Origin of the sequence: Caballeronia sp. TF1N1 (genome assembly GCF_022878925.1) — a bacterium.
Taxonomy (GTDB): domain Bacteria; phylum Pseudomonadota; class Gammaproteobacteria; order Burkholderiales; family Burkholderiaceae; genus Caballeronia.
Genome location: NZ_CP084629.1, coordinates 226,471 through 242,717 on the forward strand (window position 1 = coordinate 226,471; position 16,247 = coordinate 242,717).

Annotated in this window: 14 protein-coding genes; 4 read left to right on the forward strand and 10 right to left on the reverse strand. The window is 61.6% G+C overall.

The features are described from left to right. Nucleotide 1: 1 nt before the first annotated feature. From LDZ28_RS27200 to LDZ28_RS27225, 6 genes are all read right to left on the reverse strand, one after another. Nucleotides 2-757 (reverse strand): SDR family NAD(P)-dependent oxidoreductase, encoded by a 756-nt coding sequence (locus tag LDZ28_RS27200; protein WP_244831738.1) that lies wholly within the window; start codon nucleotides 755-757, stop codon nucleotides 2-4. A 25-nt stretch (nucleotides 758-782) separates the two neighbouring features. Continuing rightward, on the reverse strand, nucleotides 783-1,538 hold the full coding sequence (locus LDZ28_RS27205) for an SDR family NAD(P)-dependent oxidoreductase (RefSeq protein WP_244831739.1): 756 nt from the start codon (nucleotides 1,536-1,538) through the stop codon (nucleotides 783-785). A gap of 18 nt (nucleotides 1,539-1,556) precedes the next feature. Further along, nucleotides 1,557-2,927: an MFS transporter gene (locus LDZ28_RS27210; protein WP_244831740.1), complete on the reverse strand. Its 1,371-nt coding sequence runs from the start codon at nucleotides 2,925-2,927 to the stop codon at nucleotides 1,557-1,559. Between the two features lie 23 nt (nucleotides 2,928-2,950). Beyond that, nucleotides 2,951-3,832 carry a polysaccharide deacetylase gene (locus LDZ28_RS27215; RefSeq protein ID WP_244831741.1) on the reverse strand — a complete coding sequence of 294 codons (882 nt, stop codon included), beginning with the start codon at nucleotides 3,830-3,832 and terminating at the stop codon, nucleotides 2,951-2,953. A gap of 232 nt (nucleotides 3,833-4,064) precedes the next feature. Then, the gene (locus LDZ28_RS27220; RefSeq protein WP_244831742.1) at nucleotides 4,065-4,955 is read right to left on the reverse strand and encodes an alpha/beta fold hydrolase; all 891 of its coding nucleotides are present in this window, start codon (nucleotides 4,953-4,955) and stop codon (nucleotides 4,065-4,067) included. A gap of 116 nt (nucleotides 4,956-5,071) precedes the next feature. Then, nucleotides 5,072-5,959: a LysR substrate-binding domain-containing protein gene (locus tag LDZ28_RS27225; RefSeq protein ID WP_244831743.1), complete on the reverse strand. Its 888-nt coding sequence runs from the start codon at nucleotides 5,957-5,959 to the stop codon at nucleotides 5,072-5,074. A 179-nt stretch (nucleotides 5,960-6,138) separates the two neighbouring features. Here LDZ28_RS27225 and LDZ28_RS27230 point away from each other — a divergent pair, with 179 nt between their 5' ends. Further along, nucleotides 6,139-7,248: an alkene reductase gene (locus LDZ28_RS27230; RefSeq protein WP_244831744.1), complete on the forward strand. Its 1,110-nt coding sequence runs from the start codon at nucleotides 6,139-6,141 to the stop codon at nucleotides 7,246-7,248. 271 nt (nucleotides 7,249-7,519) lie between these two features. On the opposite strand, the gene LDZ28_RS27235 is transcribed toward LDZ28_RS27230, so the two are convergent. From LDZ28_RS27235 to LDZ28_RS27245, 3 genes are read right to left on the reverse strand one after another with little or no spacing between them, the layout of a single operon-like run. Then, complete coding sequence (locus LDZ28_RS27235; RefSeq protein WP_244831745.1) at nucleotides 7,520-8,671, reverse strand: epoxide hydrolase family protein; 1,152 nt, start codon at nucleotides 8,669-8,671, stop codon at nucleotides 7,520-7,522. Nucleotides 8,672-8,702: 31 nt separating this feature from the next. Further along, a complete protein-coding gene (tcuC, locus tag LDZ28_RS27240) occupies nucleotides 8,703-10,037 on the reverse strand; it encodes a tricarballylate/proton symporter TcuC (RefSeq protein ID WP_244831746.1) in 1,335 nt (444 codons plus the stop codon). 43 nt (nucleotides 10,038-10,080) lie between these two features. Next, on the reverse strand, nucleotides 10,081-11,241 hold the full coding sequence (locus tag LDZ28_RS27245; protein ID WP_244831747.1) for a mandelate racemase/muconate lactonizing enzyme family protein: 1,161 nt from the start codon (nucleotides 11,239-11,241) through the stop codon (nucleotides 10,081-10,083). 199 nt (nucleotides 11,242-11,440) lie between these two features. Here LDZ28_RS27245 and LDZ28_RS27250 point away from each other — a divergent pair, with 199 nt between their 5' ends. The 3 genes from LDZ28_RS27250 (at nucleotide 11,441) to LDZ28_RS27260 (ending at nucleotide 14,850) form a co-directional block, all read left to right on the forward strand. Beyond that, on the forward strand, nucleotides 11,441-12,472 hold the full coding sequence (locus LDZ28_RS27250) for a LacI family DNA-binding transcriptional regulator (RefSeq protein WP_244831748.1): 1,032 nt from the start codon (nucleotides 11,441-11,443) through the stop codon (nucleotides 12,470-12,472). Nucleotides 12,473-12,577: 105 nt separating this feature from the next. After that, a complete protein-coding gene (locus LDZ28_RS27255; protein WP_244831749.1) occupies nucleotides 12,578-13,888 on the forward strand; it encodes an SGNH/GDSL hydrolase family protein in 1,311 nt (436 codons plus the stop codon). 134 nt (nucleotides 13,889-14,022) lie between these two features. Then, nucleotides 14,023-14,850 (forward strand): phosphodiesterase, encoded by an 828-nt coding sequence (locus LDZ28_RS27260; RefSeq protein ID WP_244831750.1) that lies wholly within the window; start codon nucleotides 14,023-14,025, stop codon nucleotides 14,848-14,850. 9 nt (nucleotides 14,851-14,859) lie between these two features. Here the strand turns inward: LDZ28_RS27260 and LDZ28_RS27265 are convergent, their stop codons facing one another. After that, complete coding sequence (locus tag LDZ28_RS27265) at nucleotides 14,860-16,242, reverse strand: MFS transporter (protein WP_244831751.1); 1,383 nt, start codon at nucleotides 16,240-16,242, stop codon at nucleotides 14,860-14,862. Nucleotides 16,243-16,247: the final 5 nt, after the last annotated feature.

A 16,247-nucleotide genomic window follows, 5' to 3' on the forward strand; every position in this document is an offset into this window, starting at 1 on the left:
CTTAAGGCATGACGTCGCCGGAATTCGGTCCGAGCGTCTGCCCGACGAACAGGTTGCCGCCCGGGTCGGAGGCGAGCAAGACCGCTGTGGGCGCAACTTCTTCCGCGCGGCCGAAGCGGCGCAGCGGCAGTTCTTTCGCCTTCATCTCCTTCCATGATGCGCTGATTCCATCGACGAGCGGTGTCTCTATCGGCCCCGGCGCAATGGCGTTGACGAGCACGTTGTCGGGCGCGGCTTCCAGCGCGAGCGATTTGGTGAAGCCGATCACGCCCGCCTTGGCCGCCGCGTAATGTGTGAGTTCCGCGCCGCCCTTGATGCCGAGCTGCGACGCCACGTTGATGATGCGTCCCCAGCGCTGCGCGGTCATCGAAGGCAATGCGCGACGCGAGCAGAGAAACACGCTGCGTAAGTCCACGCGCATCATGTCGTCCCACATTGACGTGGTGAGGTCCGTGCAGCGTGCCTGCGTGAGCATGCCCGCATTGTTCACGAGAATGTCGATGCCGCCATAAGCCTCGATACAACGATCCACGATACCGTGCGCGCCCGCCTCTTCGCCGACATCGGCGATCACGGTTTGCACTGTGACGCCGAGCGCGCGGCATGCGTCCGCTTGTGTGGCCAGACGCGTTTCGTTGAGATCCGCGAGCACGAGACGCGCGCCCGCTTCCGCATAAGCGAGCGCAATTGCCGCGCCGATACCGCTTGCCGCACCGGTCACGACCGCGCGACGGTCTTCGAGTGAAAAGGATGCCATGTGCTGTTGTTCCTGTGCGTGAGAATCAGCCGGGCCAGCGCACGGTGAGTCCGCCATCCGCGATGATCGACTGGCCGGTGATGTAGGAGGCGTCGTCGCTCGTCAGATAGCGAATCAGCGCGGCAATTTCTTGCGGCCTGCCGACGCGTCCGAGCGGAATGCCCTTCGCGGCTTCGCGCAAGCCATCGGGGCCGAGCGAATTGACAGCATCGAGCGATTGGGGCGTTTCGATCAGACCCGGAATGACCGCGTTACAACGGATGTTGCGCGGCGCGAGTTCCATCGCCACTGCGCGGCACAGTCCCGGCACGCCCGACTTCGCCGCGGAATAATGCGTGTGGTTCTCCCATCCATAGACGCCACCCGCTATGGACGATATCGCGACCATCGCGCCGCCATCGGTCATATGCCGCGCTGCCGCACGGAAGGTGCGCATGACACCGGACAGATCGACATCGAGCATCTGATGCCATTGTTCGTCGCTCATCTCCGTGAGCGGCGATGCGCGCAGCAAGCCCGCATTCGCCACCGCATAGTCGATGCGTCCGAAGCGCGTGATCGCTTCGTTCGCGAAGGCTTCGACTTCCTCGGCGGAAGTCACGTCCACTGCGTGCATCACGCACTGACCGCCCGCCTTCTCGACTTCGGCTGCCGTGACTTGCGGGTCATGCGGATCGCCAGGAAAGTATCCGCCGACCACGGCCACGCCGATCTGCGCATATGCCACGGCCAGCGCTTGCCCAATGCCGCTCGCCGCGCCCGTTACCAATGCTGCTTTCACGAAAGACCTCCAGTGGAGTTACTTGATTTCGGTGGGATCGACATGACGCGCGAACAGAATCAGCACGCCGGAAAGGAAACACGGCAATGCGCCGAACCAGAGCGCCGCGTGCAGCCAGTCGCTACCGTGATTGAGCATCGAGGTGACGCCGACGCCCGCGAGGATCGCGCCGATGGGACCCATTGCATGGACGATCGAGCTGCCCGTGCCGCGAATGGCCGTCGGATAACTTTCGCCGATGAAGAACAGCGCCGCCGAATACGGTCCGATCAGGAAGAAGAGACCGAGGCTATAGAGCGCGACGACCACGCCCTGGCTGCTCGGACCATAAAGCATGCCCGCGAACGACAGACCGCCGAGCATCCAGCCGATGGCGAGCGTGTTGCGCCGGCCGATCTTGTCGCCGATCCATCCGTGACTCAGATAACCGCAATAGCCGATCACGTTCGACAACACGAGAATCAGCAGCGAGCTTTCGAACGACACGTTATGCACGCGAGTGAGCACCGTCGTGCCGAGCACGCTGAACACCTGAATCGCGGACCAGTTCAGCAAAATGCCGCCGCCGAGCACGAGCGTCGCACGCAATGCGCTGCCGCGAAACGCTTCGGAAAGACCTGCGCGGCTGTGCTCCTCGTAGTCCACCGAATGCGTGCCCGCGAGACTGCGCGCTTCGCCGTCGTGACCGGCTTCGCGCAACTGTTTGATGCGCTTGTGCAGCAGGAATTGCGGGCTTTCCTTCAGACGCCGCGTCATGAAGAAGATGACGATGGCCGGGAACGTCGCGAAGATGAAGCAGCCTTGCCAACCGATTCGCGGCAACAAGAGCGCCGTGAGACCAGACGCGATCAGCGCGCCAATAGGCCAGCCGCCTTGCACGAGGCTATAAATGAAGCCCTTGTTGCGATTGAGCTTCGGATCGTTGGCGGCCGAATACAGTTCGTTGAGGTAAGTCGCGTTGACGGTTTCCTCGGCATAACCGAGACCCGAGAGTGCGCGGATGAACACGAGCGGCCACTGACCCATTGCGCCGCCCACGACCGTCAGTCCCGAGCACAACGCCGCGCCAGCCACCGTCCACAAGAGCCCTGCCTTGCGGCCGAGACGATCCAGTAATGGCCCGATGGCGAAGGCGATCACCGCCGTGCCTATCGCCACCAGCGTGGCGATCTCGGCTTGCGAGGCGGCGTCCCAGTTGTAGTGCTTGCCGATCTCGGGCAAGAGCGTGCCGAACAGGATGAAGTCGTACACGGCAAACACCCACGCGAAAAAAGCGACCACGGTTGCGCGTTTTACGTCGCCGGGCGTTATCTGTTCGAGTTTGAAACTTGATGCCGACAGCGGGTTCGCTTTCGCCGGCGCGCTCTTGCTGAGCTCGGAAGGAGTCATGGGATGGGCTCGTATCGGTAGGGTCAGGACTTGCGTGGCTGGCGGCGCAGGAAGTCGTCGGCGATTTCATCGCAGGTGCAAAAGCGCACGCCTTCGTGCTTGCGGAAATGCGCGATCAGACGTTCGAGCATGAGCAATACTTGCGCGCGGCCGGATACATCGGGATGGATGGTGATGGGAAACACCGCGTAGTCGTGCTCGCGGTACACCCAGTCGAATTGATCGCGCCACATTTCCTCGATATCGCGCGGATTGACGAAGCCGTGACTGTTGGGCGCCTTCTTGATGAACATCATCGGCGGGAGATCGTCGAGATACCAGTTCGCGGGAATCTCCACGAGATCCGTTTCCTGTCCGCGCGAAAGCGGCTTCATCCACGTATCCGGATGCTTGCTGTAGTCGATCTTCGTCCAGCTGTCGCCGACGCGCACGTAGTACGGGTGGTAGTCGTTGTGCATCAGGCTGTGGTCGTACTTGATGCCCTTCTTCACCAGTAACTCGTTCGTCACGTTACTGAACTCCCACCACGGCGCGACGTAGCCCGTCGGCCGCTTGCCCGCGAGTTTCGTCACCAGGTCGATGCTGCGATCCAGCACGGCTTCTTCCTGCTCCGGCGTCATCGCGATGGGGTTTTCGTGGCTATAGCCGTGGATGCCGATCTCGTGGCCCGCGTCCGCAACCGCCTGCATCTGCGTGGGAAACGTCTCGATCGAATGGCCGGGAATGAACCATGTGGTCTTGATCTTCTCGCGCTCGAAGAGCTTGAGAAGGCGCATGGAGCCGACTTCGCCCGCAAAGAGGCCGCGCGAGATGTCGTCGGGCGAGTCTTCGCCGCCGTATGAGCCGAGCCATCCGGCGACCGCATCGACGTCGATGCCGAATGCTACGAGTATTTCCTTGGCCATCTGCTTTTCTCCTTTGAGCGCTGCGTTCTCGGTTCGAAGCGTTGCTTCGCTTTCACCGGGCACTTAAATGTACATCGTTGACAACATACGTTTACGATGCCGGGTTCAAAAATAATCGGCAAATGAGGGATTACCCTTAGCAACGATTTCAAAGATGAAAAGGAACGGACGTGCGGAGGCGCGGCCCGTGTATTGAGTGCGGGCCGGATTGAACGGAGGCGACGGCGAGGGTTTAAATTTGCGCGTGCAGCGTTAGTAAGGCATCGGCGAATGCCTTGGGTTTTTCTTGCGGCAGGTTGTGTCCCGCGCCTTCGACGACGCGATATTCAAAAGGTCCGCTGAAATGCACCGAGTGATGCGCGGTGCCGCCGGTGGACATGACACCGTCGTCCGCGGCGTCGAACGAGATCGTGGGAACGGAGATGGGCGGCGCCTTCGCGAGTTGCTGTTCGAGCGCGTCGAAACGCGGATCGCCATTCACGAGCCCATAGCGATGCCGATACGAATGGATCACGACATCGATGAAGTCTTCGTTGTCGAACGATGCGGCCGTCGCGGCGTAAGTGTCGTCGTCGAAGCGCCAGCTCGGTGACCATAACGTCCACAGCAAGCGGCAGAGTTCTCGGCGGTTCGCGGTCAGGCCGGCACGGCCGCGCTCGCCATGAAAGTAATACTGATACCAGTAGCGAAGCTCGTTTTCCGGCGACGACGGCTTGCCCGATGCCGCGATGTCCTGAATGTTGTAGCCGTTGAGCGTGACGAGCGCCCTGACGCGTTCGGGATGCAACGCCGCGACGATGCACGCGGCGCGTCCACCCCAGTCGTAGCCGCCGAGCATTGCGCGCCCGATGTCGAGCGCATCGAGCAATGCGAGCAGGTCAGCGCCCAACGCCGCTTGCTGACCGGAACGCGGGGTATCGGCGGAAAGGAAGCGCGTTGGACCGTAACCACGCAGATAAGGAACGATGACGCGTGCGCCTTGTGCCACGAGGAGCGGCGCGACTTCATCGAATGAATGAATGTCGTAGGGAAAGCCATGCAGCAACACAACGGGCCAGCCGTCTGTCGGCCCGGACTCTTCATAAGCGATATCAAGCAAGTCGGTCTTGATGCAGTTGATCATGCGCTTATCCTCGACGTAGACGTTCGATGACAGCTAGCGTATACGATCCGCATGATTCGCGTGGCGCTTACTGGATCTCGAACACGCTCGAAAGCGGAGGTCATTCGCGATAGAGACTAAGCAATCCGCAAATGCTCGCTGATGTAGTCGATGAACACGCGCAGCTTCGGCGATGCATAACGCGTCGCCGGCCAGAGAATCCAGAATGTCACCGTCTGATCGATGTAATCGTCCAGCACGATTTGCAGCGCGCCGCTCGCAAGCGCATCGCGCACGAGAAAGGTTGGCACGAAGATAAGCCCTTTATCTTGCAGCGCCAGGAACGCCAGCACTTCGATAGTGTTGCTCACGAACGTCTGCGGCAACTCGGGCTCCGCTTCCGCCGTGCCGAGCTGAAACGGCCAGCGTTCGAGCTTGCCGGTGGCGGGAAACTTATGCAGCAGGCACGCGTGATTCACGAGTTCCGCCGGATGACGCGGCACGCCATGCTGCTTCAGATATCCGGGTGACGCGACGACCACTTGCCCGCATGAACCAAGACGCCGCGAAACGAGCCGCGAATCGTGCTGCGCGCCCGTGCGGATCACGGTGTCGAAACCTTCCTCGATGATATCGACCATACGGTCTGACAAATCGACATCGATTTCGATATCCGGATACTTCGCCATGAACCCGTCCAGCGCGGGCATGATGAGCGCGGACAATTGCGGCGTGCTGATTCGCAAACGCCCGCGCGGGCTGCCCGCTGCATTGGACAGTTCGGCTTCGGCGGCTTCGACTTCGCCGAGGATGCGCCTGCAACGTTCGAGAAAGAGCGCGCCCTCGGCGGTCAGCGTAATGCTGCGCGTGCTGCGATGAAAAAGCCGCACGCCGAGACGCTCTTCCATGCGTGCAATGCCCTTGCCCACCGCCGACGACGACACGCCCAATTGCCGTCCGGTCTCCGTGAAGCTGCGCGTTTCAGCGACCTGCACGAACATCGAAATGCCGCCTAGGCTGTCCATGAGTATCCCGAAGAACTGGCCGACTCGCGCGACGCGATCCGCCGATTAAGGAAGTTCTTGTCCGATATATTCGGAACCTTAGCCCATTTTTCTTCTGTCGTCCGGTTCATACACTCTCTTCAAGCCTTAACACCTGCCGTCGAAGAATTCGACGGTCATCCGCATTCCGGAGAGAGAACATGTCCAAACTTCATTCAGCCGTTAGAGTCGGTCCCTACGAGTTTTCGCATCGCGTCGTGCTGGCGCCGCTCACACGCATGCGTGCCGAGGAAGGCGCCATCCCCGGCCCGTTGATGGCCGAGTACTATGCGCAACGCACGTCGAAAGGCGGCTTCCTGATCACCGAAGCGACCATTGCCGCGCCGAACGGCAACGGCTACCTCGGCGCGCCCGGCCTTTACGACGACAGCCAGATCGAAGGCTGGAAGCAAGTCACGGAAGCCGTGCATGAAAGAGGCGGCCGCATCTTCCTTCAGCTTTATCACGCGGGCCGCCAGTCCAATAGCCAGTTGCAGCCGGATGGCGGCGCGCCGGTGGCACCGTCGGCGGTATTGCATGGCGGCGTCGCTTATACGGAAGCTGGCTGGATTCCCAACACCCCGGCCCGCGCGCTCACCATTCCGGAAATCGCGCAACTCGTCGAGCGCTTCCGCACGGCAGCGGAGCGTGGCAAGAAAGCCGGTTTCGATGGCGTCGAACTGCACGCCGCGAACGGCTATCTCTTCGATCAGTTCCTTCAAGACGGCAGCAACAAGCGCACCGACATCTACGGCGGCTCGTTCGAAAACCGCGCGCGCTTTCTGCTGGAGGTCACGCGCGCCGTCATATCCGTGTGGGGCAGCCAGCGCGTCGCGGTGCGCCTCGGGCCGAGCGGCACGTGGGGCGATATGTCGGACAGCAATCCCGAAGCGCTCTTCTCCTACGTGGCGCGTGAATTGTCGAAGCTCGATCTGGCGTATCTGCACTTGATCGAACCGCGCGTGCTCGGCAATGTCGATGACGACAGCAAAGACCCCGCACCCGTGGCCGCGCAACTGATCCGCAAGCATTACGACGGTGTCATCATCGCGGCGGGCGGCTTCAAGGGGCCGACGGCCGAAGCCATCCTGCAAGCAGGCGATGCCGATCTAGTGGCGTTCGGACGCGACTTCATCGCCAATCCGGATTTGCCCGAACGCCTTCGCAATCGGTGGCCGCTCAATGCGTATGACCGTCCCACGTTCTTTGGCGGAACCGAAGCTGGCTATACCGACTATCCGTTCCATCGCGCCGAAGCACGGGCCGCGTAAGCCGGACGCCGCCATGAACGCTACTTCCCCGCCGGTGTCTCTCTGACGCCACTCTGCTGGCTCGCGCTCGGCATGTTGCGGGGTTGCGCGGTGCGCCTGTCGCGTTATCGCTCAATGCATGGTTCATGTGTCTCGGCTTCTCACTCGGCGCCGCGCTCGGGTCGATCACGCTGAATGTTGCGTCGTGACCGATCTTGGCTTGACCGCGTCGGTCTGCAAGATCGCGGCGTTCACGCTGACCTTGTGCGAAGCGGCGCCCGCCGCGGCATGACTAACGAAAGCGCCTGAAGAACGTGCGCATTTCGACGGCAAGAAGTTCGGGCTCTTCCATCGCGGCGAAGTGGCCGCCGCGCGGCATCTCGGTCCATTGCGCGACATCGAAGACACGTTCGAGCCATTCGCGCGGCGGCCGGCTCAATTCTTTGGGAAAGCGCGCGTAACCCACTGGCGGCAACACGCGCTGACCCGCAGCGAAACGCATGGGTTGCAGGCGGTTTTCGTAGTACATCTGCACCGCCGTGCCAATGCTCTGCGTGTGCCAGTAGAGCGAGAGATTCGTCAGCAACTCGTCCTTCGAGAAACTGCGCTCCACATCGCCGTCGCAATCGCTCCATGCGCGGAATTTCTCGCAGATCCATGCGGCGAGTCCCACGGGGGAATCGTTGAGCGATGCAGCAAGCGTCTGCGGCTTCGTGCTGTGCATGTGCGCGTAGGCGCCTTCTAGTGCGACCCACTCGCTTCGCGCGCGCACGAAGTCTTGTTCGGCAGCATTCGTCGGCGCCTTTGCCGGATCCACCGATGGTTCGTAAGAGCCTGGCAGAAAGTTTAGATGAATACCATCGACATGCCGTCGATGCCGTAACGCCAGCGCAACCGACACCGCCGAACCCAGGTCGCCGCCTTGCGCACCGAAGCGCTCGTAGCCTAGACCTTGCATCAGCGCGGCCCAGATATCGGCGACTTGAAACGCGGACGTGCCGGGCTGCGCGGGCGCGGCGGAAAACGCGAAGCCCGGCAGCGACGGCACGATGACATCGAAGGAATCGGCCGGGTCCGCTCCGAACGATGCGGGATCGCACAGCATCTCCGTCAGCGCATGAAACTCGAAGAACGATCCCGGCCAGCCGTGCGTGATGATGACCGGATACGGCTTTGGACCCACGCCCCGCCGATGCACGAAGTGCACGCGCTGGCCGTTCACATCCGCAATGAATTGCGGTTGCCGGTTGAGCTCGCGTTCGGCGGCGCGCCAGTCGAACGTTTCGGTCCAGTACTGCACGAGTTCGCGCAGCCACGCGATATCGATACCTTGCCTCCAAGACTCGGATGGCGTCATGGGTGGCCAGCGGGTATCGCGTAGCCGGCGGCGCAGGTCGTCGATCGCTGCGTCGGGAACGGCAATCTTGAATGGCTCGATGTGCATGGCGGGTCGCTACTCCAGCAAGGTCGGAGGTTCAGTGTAACTCGACCTTTTGCCCCGCTCCCGTCTTCTCGTGATTCAGGCAAAGCGCCGCCGCGAGGCTGATCGCCGCGTTGATCGCGAGCCACACGCCGACCATCGCGCTGCTATGAAACGTGTGCGTGAGCCATGTGAGGATGGCGGGCGTGAAGCCGCCCAGCACGGCCGCTGCGATAGCCTGCGCGAACGCATAGCCGGATGTGCGCGCATTGGGCGGCACGAGTTCGACCATGGCCGCGACCTGAACGGCGCTGTAGGCTGCATAGATGAACGAGAACCACAGTTCGACCACCGCGAACCTCAGCACGGTTGCATGCGTGGCGAGCCATGACATCAGCGGATACGCGGTGACGGCGGCCAGCAACGTGACGACGATCAGCACCGTGCGACGGTTGAAGCGATCGGCCACGAGCGCCATGATCGGCAGCCAGACGAGCACCGACAAACCGCCGAAGAAGAGAATGATGAAGCCCGCGGATGCGCCCAGATTCAGGCTCTTGATGAAGGTCGGCGCGTAAGTGGTGATGGTCTGCGAAGTCACAGTCGCCATCGACACCATGCCCATGCACAGCACGATGGTGCGCCAGTCCGAGACCAGGCTCGTGCAGATCTCGGACATCTTCGGCGCGCGCTTTCTGGCCGCGAACACCGACGTTTCCTGAAGACTCGAGCGCAGCCAGAACATGACGGGAATGACCATGCAGCCGAGCAGAAGCGGCACGCGCCATCCCCATGCGTGCAGTTCGTCTTGCGTCAGCCAGTAAAGCAGAACGAGTCCGACGAGCGACGCCACCATCACGGAGATTTGCTGGCTGCCGGCTTGCCAGCACGTATAAAACGCGCGGCGTCTGGCCGGCGCGATCTCCGCGAGATAGACCACTACGCCGCCGAGTTCGGCGCCTGCGGAGAACCCTTGCATCAGCCGTCCAAGCAAGACGATGATCGGCGCCGCGATACCGATACTCGCGTAGGAAGGCGTGCATGCCACGGAGATGATGCCGAGCGACATCAACGACAACGCGAGAATCAGACCCTTGCGGCGCCCATGACGGTCCGTATAAGCGCCGAGCACGATAGCGCCCACGGGCCGCGCGAGAAAGCCGAACGCGAAGGTCATGAGCGACATCATCAGCGAGATGTATTCGTTGTCGCTCGGAAAGTACGTCTGCGCAATGTATCTCGCGTAATAGCCGTAAATCATGAAGTCGTAGATTTCCAGCGCATTGCCGGCGACGACCTGAATGATCGGCTTGATCGCGACTCTCGATCTGTCGACGTCCGGCGCACTCACTGACGCGAGGCCTGGGCTTGCAACCGCGGAATCCTTCATCGCTACTCCTGTCGAAAAGCGTTCTTTCTGGCCGATGGAAACGTCAGGCGCGTGCGCCGATCTCCACTTCCTGCGCGGTCCAGCCCGCAACGCGGTCGCTGAGCGTGAGACCGAGACCGGGACGCGTCGGCACGAGCATGCGGCCATCGCGCGTTTCGAGCCGTTCGTTGAAGAGCGGTTCGAGCCATTCGAAATGTTCGACCCACGGCTCGCGTGCATAGCTTGCCGCGAGATGCACATGCAGTTCCATGGCGAAATGCGGCGCGAGCATGAGACCCGCGTGATCCGCGAGCGTCGCGACTTTAAGAAACGGCGTGATGCCGCCGACGCGCGGTGCATCCGGCATCAGATAATCCGCCCCGCGCAACCGGATGAACTCCCAGTGTTCCGACACGCTCGTCAGCATCTCGCCTGTGGCGATCGGTGTATCGAATTGCGTGGCGAGCGCTGCATGGCCTTCGGCGTCGTAGCAATCGAGCGGCTCCTCGATCCAGACGAGATTGAACTGTTCGAACGTTCGGCACATGCGTTGTGCGGTCGGACGGTCCCATTGCTGGTTGGCGTCGACCATGAGCGGGAAGGCATCGCCCAGATGCTTGCGCACGGTTTGCACGCGATGAATGTCGAGCGCCGAGTCCGGCTGGCCCACTTTGAGCTTGATGCCACCGATGCCTTTTTCGCGCGATATGTCGGTGTTGGTCATCAACTGATCGAGCGGCGTATGCAGGAAACCGCCCGACGTGTTGTAGCAGCGCACCGACTCGCGTTGCGCGCCCAGCAGCTTGGCAAGCGAAAGGTTCGCGCGCTTTGCCTTCAGGTCCCACAGCGCGACATCGAACGCGCCGATGGCTTGCGCCGCCATGCCGCTGCGCCCCACCGACGCCCCCGCCCACGCGAGCTTGTCCCACAGCCGCGCGATGTCGCTCGGGTCCTCGCCGATCAGCACGGGCGCGATCTCCTTCGCATGCGCGAACTGGCCCGGACCGCCCGCGCGTTTTGAATAGCTGAAGCCGAGTCCGCGATGACCATCGGCCGTTTCGATCTCCACGAAAAGAATGGCGATCTCGGTCATCGGCTTCTGCCGGCCGGTCAGCACCTTGGCGTCGCTGATGGGATTGGCGAGCGGCAAGAACGTGGAGGCGACGCGAATCCACCTTATTGAATCGTTCGATGTTCCTGCGAGAAGCGAAGACGTTGCGTTCATGTGCCGATTCCTTGAATGACGAGTTCGAAGCCTTTAGCGATGAGTCGATCATACAATGATTGCGCAATCATTCAAGCTTTATTGATTGCGCAATCATCATGGTTTACGCTTAATGCATGGGTGCGAACGTCTTTGATCGGTGGGCCTTCATGGTCTAATCCGATGCGTGGCGCTTTGAAGAAAACGAAGTCGGGGAAATATGGCGAAGAAAGACGAAGGTATTCAGGCGACGGCGGAAAGCGTGACGCTTATCGATGTCGCGCGCGTGGCGGGCGTCGCGCCGATGACCGTGTCGCGCGCACTGAACCGGCCGGAACTCGTGCGCAGCGACACGCAGAAGAAGGTGCTCGACGCCGTTCGCGCGACGGGTTACGTGCCCAACCTGCTCGCTGGCGGACTGGCGAGCAGCAAGAGCCGTCTCGTGGCCATTCTGTTGCCGACCATTGCCAACTCCATCTTCGCCGACACCGTGCAGGCGCTGGTGGACCGTCTGACGGCATCGGGATATCAAACGTTGCTGGGCGTGACCGCTTATTCAACCTCGCGCGAGGAAGCGCTAGTCGAAGCCATTCTCGGACGCCGCCCGGATGGCATCGTGCTCGCTGGCACCAGTCACAGCAAGGCCACCGTCGCGCGGCTGGTGAAGGCCAACATACCCGTTGTCGAGATATGGGATCTCACGAGCAAACCTATCGATACGGTCATCGGTTTCTCGCACGAACAGGTGGGTAAAGAGGTCGCGCAACATCTCATCGCGAAGGGCTATCGTGACTTCGGCGTGTTGTCCGTGGATGATCCACGTGGTTTGCGGCGCTGCAAGAGTCTGATCGCGCAACTCGCGGCACAGGGAATCAGGAACACCGCGTTCGAGATAATGCCCGCGCCGGCAACGTTGCAGGCAGGACGAGAAGGCACGGCAAAGCTGTTGCAGGCACGGCCGCCGCGCATCGTCGTATGCAGTTCGGACACGCTCGCGCAGGGCGTGCTCGCGGAAGCCGCCAGCCGCAAGTTGAACGTACCGGACGATATCGCCGTGATGGGCTTCGGCGACTTGAGCACCGCCGCGCACGTGTACCCTGCACTCTCGACAGTGCGTGTGGATGGCGCGACCATCGGCATGAAAGCGGCCGATACCTTGCTCGCGCGTTTTTTGCAGGGCCGCACGGGCGCCGTTTCCTCGCGCGTGAAGATCGACACGGGCTTTACGATCATCGACCGCGAAAGCACATGACACGCCCGCAAGCAGCGGGGTATACGATAGTGACATCGTCCAATTCGTCGTCCATATTTACTTGGCTATCCTTACAGGATGGTCAAATAAATAACGGAGACATCCATGAGCGAACGTCTGTTCTTCCGCGCGGCTGGCCGCGCGATGGCGCTGCTATGCGCAGCGTATTTCGTTCTCGCCGCGCCGAACGTCTCGGCATCGCGAGGAGACGGCCGCGACGATGGATGGATCTCCACATGGACAGCAAGTGCCGATCGCAATAACAACCTGACCACGCCGCAGAGCTTCAATGCGTCGACGACGATTCGCCAGGTCGTGCACTTGAGCGTTGGCGGCGACCGCGTTCGCGTGCGTCTCACCAACGAGTTCGGCACGACACCAGTAACGGTGGGACCGGTACATATTGCGTTATCCGTCGGCGGCGCGAAGATCGCGCCAAACTCCGATCGCACGCTTACCTTCGGCGGAAAGACCACGGTGACGCTTTATGCGGGTGCGCCGATTCTCAGCGATCCGGTAGATATCAAGCTGCCGCCGTTCGCGGACATTGCCGTGAGCTTCTTCCTGCCTGACGCCACGCAAGCACAAACCGTGCATCAACTGGCCGTGCAGAACGCGTATGTATCGAGTGGCGACAACACCGCCACGGCCGATCAACCTTCTCCGCAAAAATACACGAACCGCTTTTTCCTGTCCGGCGTGCTGATCGATACCGACCGCGACACGCCCGCCGTCGTGACCTTCGGCGATTCGATCACGGATGGCTACGCCTCCACCGTCGATGCGAACCGCCGCTGGCCCGACGATCTCTCGCAACGGCTGAATGGCGGCTCGGCGCGGCGCAGCTATGCCGTGCTGAATCAGGGGATCAGCGGCAATCGCGTGATCAAGGATGGCTCGGGCATCAGTGCGCTCGCGCGCTATGACCGCGATGTCCTCAGCCAGTCGAACGTCAAGCTGGTGATCTTCCTCGAAGGCATCAACGATATCGGCTGGCCTCAGACCGTGCTCGACCCGACGGCGGGACTCGTTCCGGCGCAGGACATCATCGACGGATACAAGCAGATCATCGCGCGGACTCATCTGCGCGGCATCAAGATCGTGGGCGGCACACTGACACCGTTCCACAACGCGCTGCAAGGCACGCCGAACCAAGGCTACTGGACGCAGCAAAAGGAAGCGATCCGTCAGACCGTCAATGCCTGGATACGTACGAGCCGCGCGTTCGATGCAGTCGTGGATTTCGATGCGGTGCTGCGCGATCCGGCGCATCCAATCGACATTCGCGCAGTGTATGACAGCGGCGATCATCTGCATCCCAACGATGCGGGCTATGCGGCCATGGCCAATGCTGTCGATCTCTCGCTGCTCTACAGGGCCGACGACGACCGCGATCACGATCACGACCATCATTGATTGAGGAGCATGCGGACGCGCATCGCGCGCGTTCGCATTCGCGTCTTCCCGCGCACTACCCACCTGTCCGCGCTATCCTGCTGATTCGCCCATTCTTTGCATGGACCCTGCACCCGCACGGCCTGTCGACTCTCATGCTATTAGCGCAAATCAGCGATCTCCATATCAAGCGGCCCGGCAAGCTCGCCTATGGACGTGTCGATACCGCCGCCTATCTCAGCCGATGCATCGAGCACCTCAACGCACTCGATCCGCGACCCGACGCCGTGCTGATCACGGGCGATCTCGTGGATTTCGGCGATACCGAGGAATACGCCTATCTACGTACGCTACTGAATCCGCTTGCCATTCCGTATTACCTTTGCATCGGTAATCACGATGGACGAGAAGCGCTGCGCGAGGTATTCGGCGATCATGCGTATCTGCGAGACCAAGCGCGTTTTGTTCAGTATGCGTTCGAGCTAGGCGGCGTACGCATTGTCGTCGCGGACTCGCAAGACCCGCCACACGGAGGCGGCCGGCTGTGCGATGAACGGCTCGACTGGATTGCAGAGACGCTGGCAAGAAGCGCTGCGCAGCCGACCTTGCTTGCCATGCATCATCCGCCGTTCGACTGCGGTATCGAGCATATGGACGAGCAAAAGCTCGATGCCGCCGATGCAGCGAAGCTCGCGGCTATCGTCGCGCGTCATCCGCAGATCGAGCGTCTACTGTGCGGGCACGTGCATCGCGCCATTCAAATGCGCTTTGCCGGCACGATCGCGAGCGTGTGTCCGTCGACCGCGCATCAAGTCGCGCTCGACTTGCGCAAACGCGGCCCGTCCCGCTTCGTGATGGAACCGCCTGCATTCCAGTTGCATCGCTATGTCGCGGGCGAAGGGCTCGTCACGCATACGGCATTCATCGGCGATTACGGCGGTGCTTATCCGTTCTATGACGAGAACGACGCGCTCATCGACTAAGCGGTGCTTTTAGCGTCGCGCCATGCCGAGATCATCGGCTGCGTCCGACGCACTCGCCGCGCGCTTGCCTTTGTTCCCTTCTTCGAGCGCGTTCAGTTGTTCGAGGCTCAGATTGCGCGTTTCCGGCGCGAGCCACACGGAGATCAGCAAGCCCGCGAGCGCGATGCCGAAGAAGAACCACAGCGCCGCACTCGCGCCCCACCACGCTACGAAATTGGGGAACACGAGTACGCCGAGAATCGAGCCGATGCGGCTTACGGAAGTCGCGAGACCCGATGCGCCCGCGCGCACGTTCGTCGGAAAGAGCTCGGTCGGATAGACGAAGTTGAGAATGCCGCCGCCCGAATTGGCGAACAGAACCGCGCAACTGAACAGCACGACGAGAAAGCCGAAGGTCGGCTTCGAGTTGAGCGCGAGCACGAGAAGCGCGGCGGAAAGCCCGGCAAACGACGTGATCAGCAGCGGCCTGCGTCCCCAGCGATCCACCAGATTCATGCCGATGATCGCGCCGATCATCCCGAGAATGGCGATGAGACCCGACCCGATGATGGTCAGCACGCGCGAGCCATGCGAGAACGGCGAGATGATGGTCGGCGCGTACATCGAGATGCCGTAATAGGCAGTTGCATAACAAAACCAGAAACCAAGCACGAATATCGTACGGCGTAGCATGGGCCTGGAAAAGAGCGAGGCGAGACTGCCCTTCGACTCGACCTCGCGCGCAAGCACGACACGCTCGCCCGTTACCGCGAGCATGACGGCTTCGGCTTCCTCGTGACGGCCTTTGGATTGCAGCCAGCGCGGCGATTCCGGCAGCGTCATGCGAAAGAAGAACACGATCAACGCGAAGATGGCGCCCACGCCCAGCATGTAACGCCATGCGTTATCGCCAAGCGGCAGGCACGCAAGCCCCACGACATACGCGGCCACCGCGCCGACAAACCACATCGCCGCAAGAAAGGTGCCGTGCTGTCCGCGCTTGTGCCGCGAACTGAATTCGGCGACGAGCGTGGCGGAGATAGGATAGTCCGCGCCGATGCCCACGCCCAGCAAGAAGCGAAACAGGATGAGTTGCCACGCGCTCTGTGAGACGGCCGTCAAGAGCGCGAACAGCACGAACGCCAGCAGATCGACGACATACATGGCCTTGCGGCCGAAGCGATCCGTCAGCCGCCCCAGCCAGGCCGCGCCGATGAAGGCCCCGATGATCGCCGACGACACCACGAGACTCTGCACGCCCGCGCCGAGATGCCACTGCTTGATCACCGAAGGCAGCGCGACGGCGACGATCGTCAAGTCGAAGCCATCGAGGAAAGTGCCTCCGGCGGACAGCAGCGTGACCTTGCGTTGAAAGCGCCGGACCTGCTGTGAGTCCAGATGATCGAAGCTCATTGCGT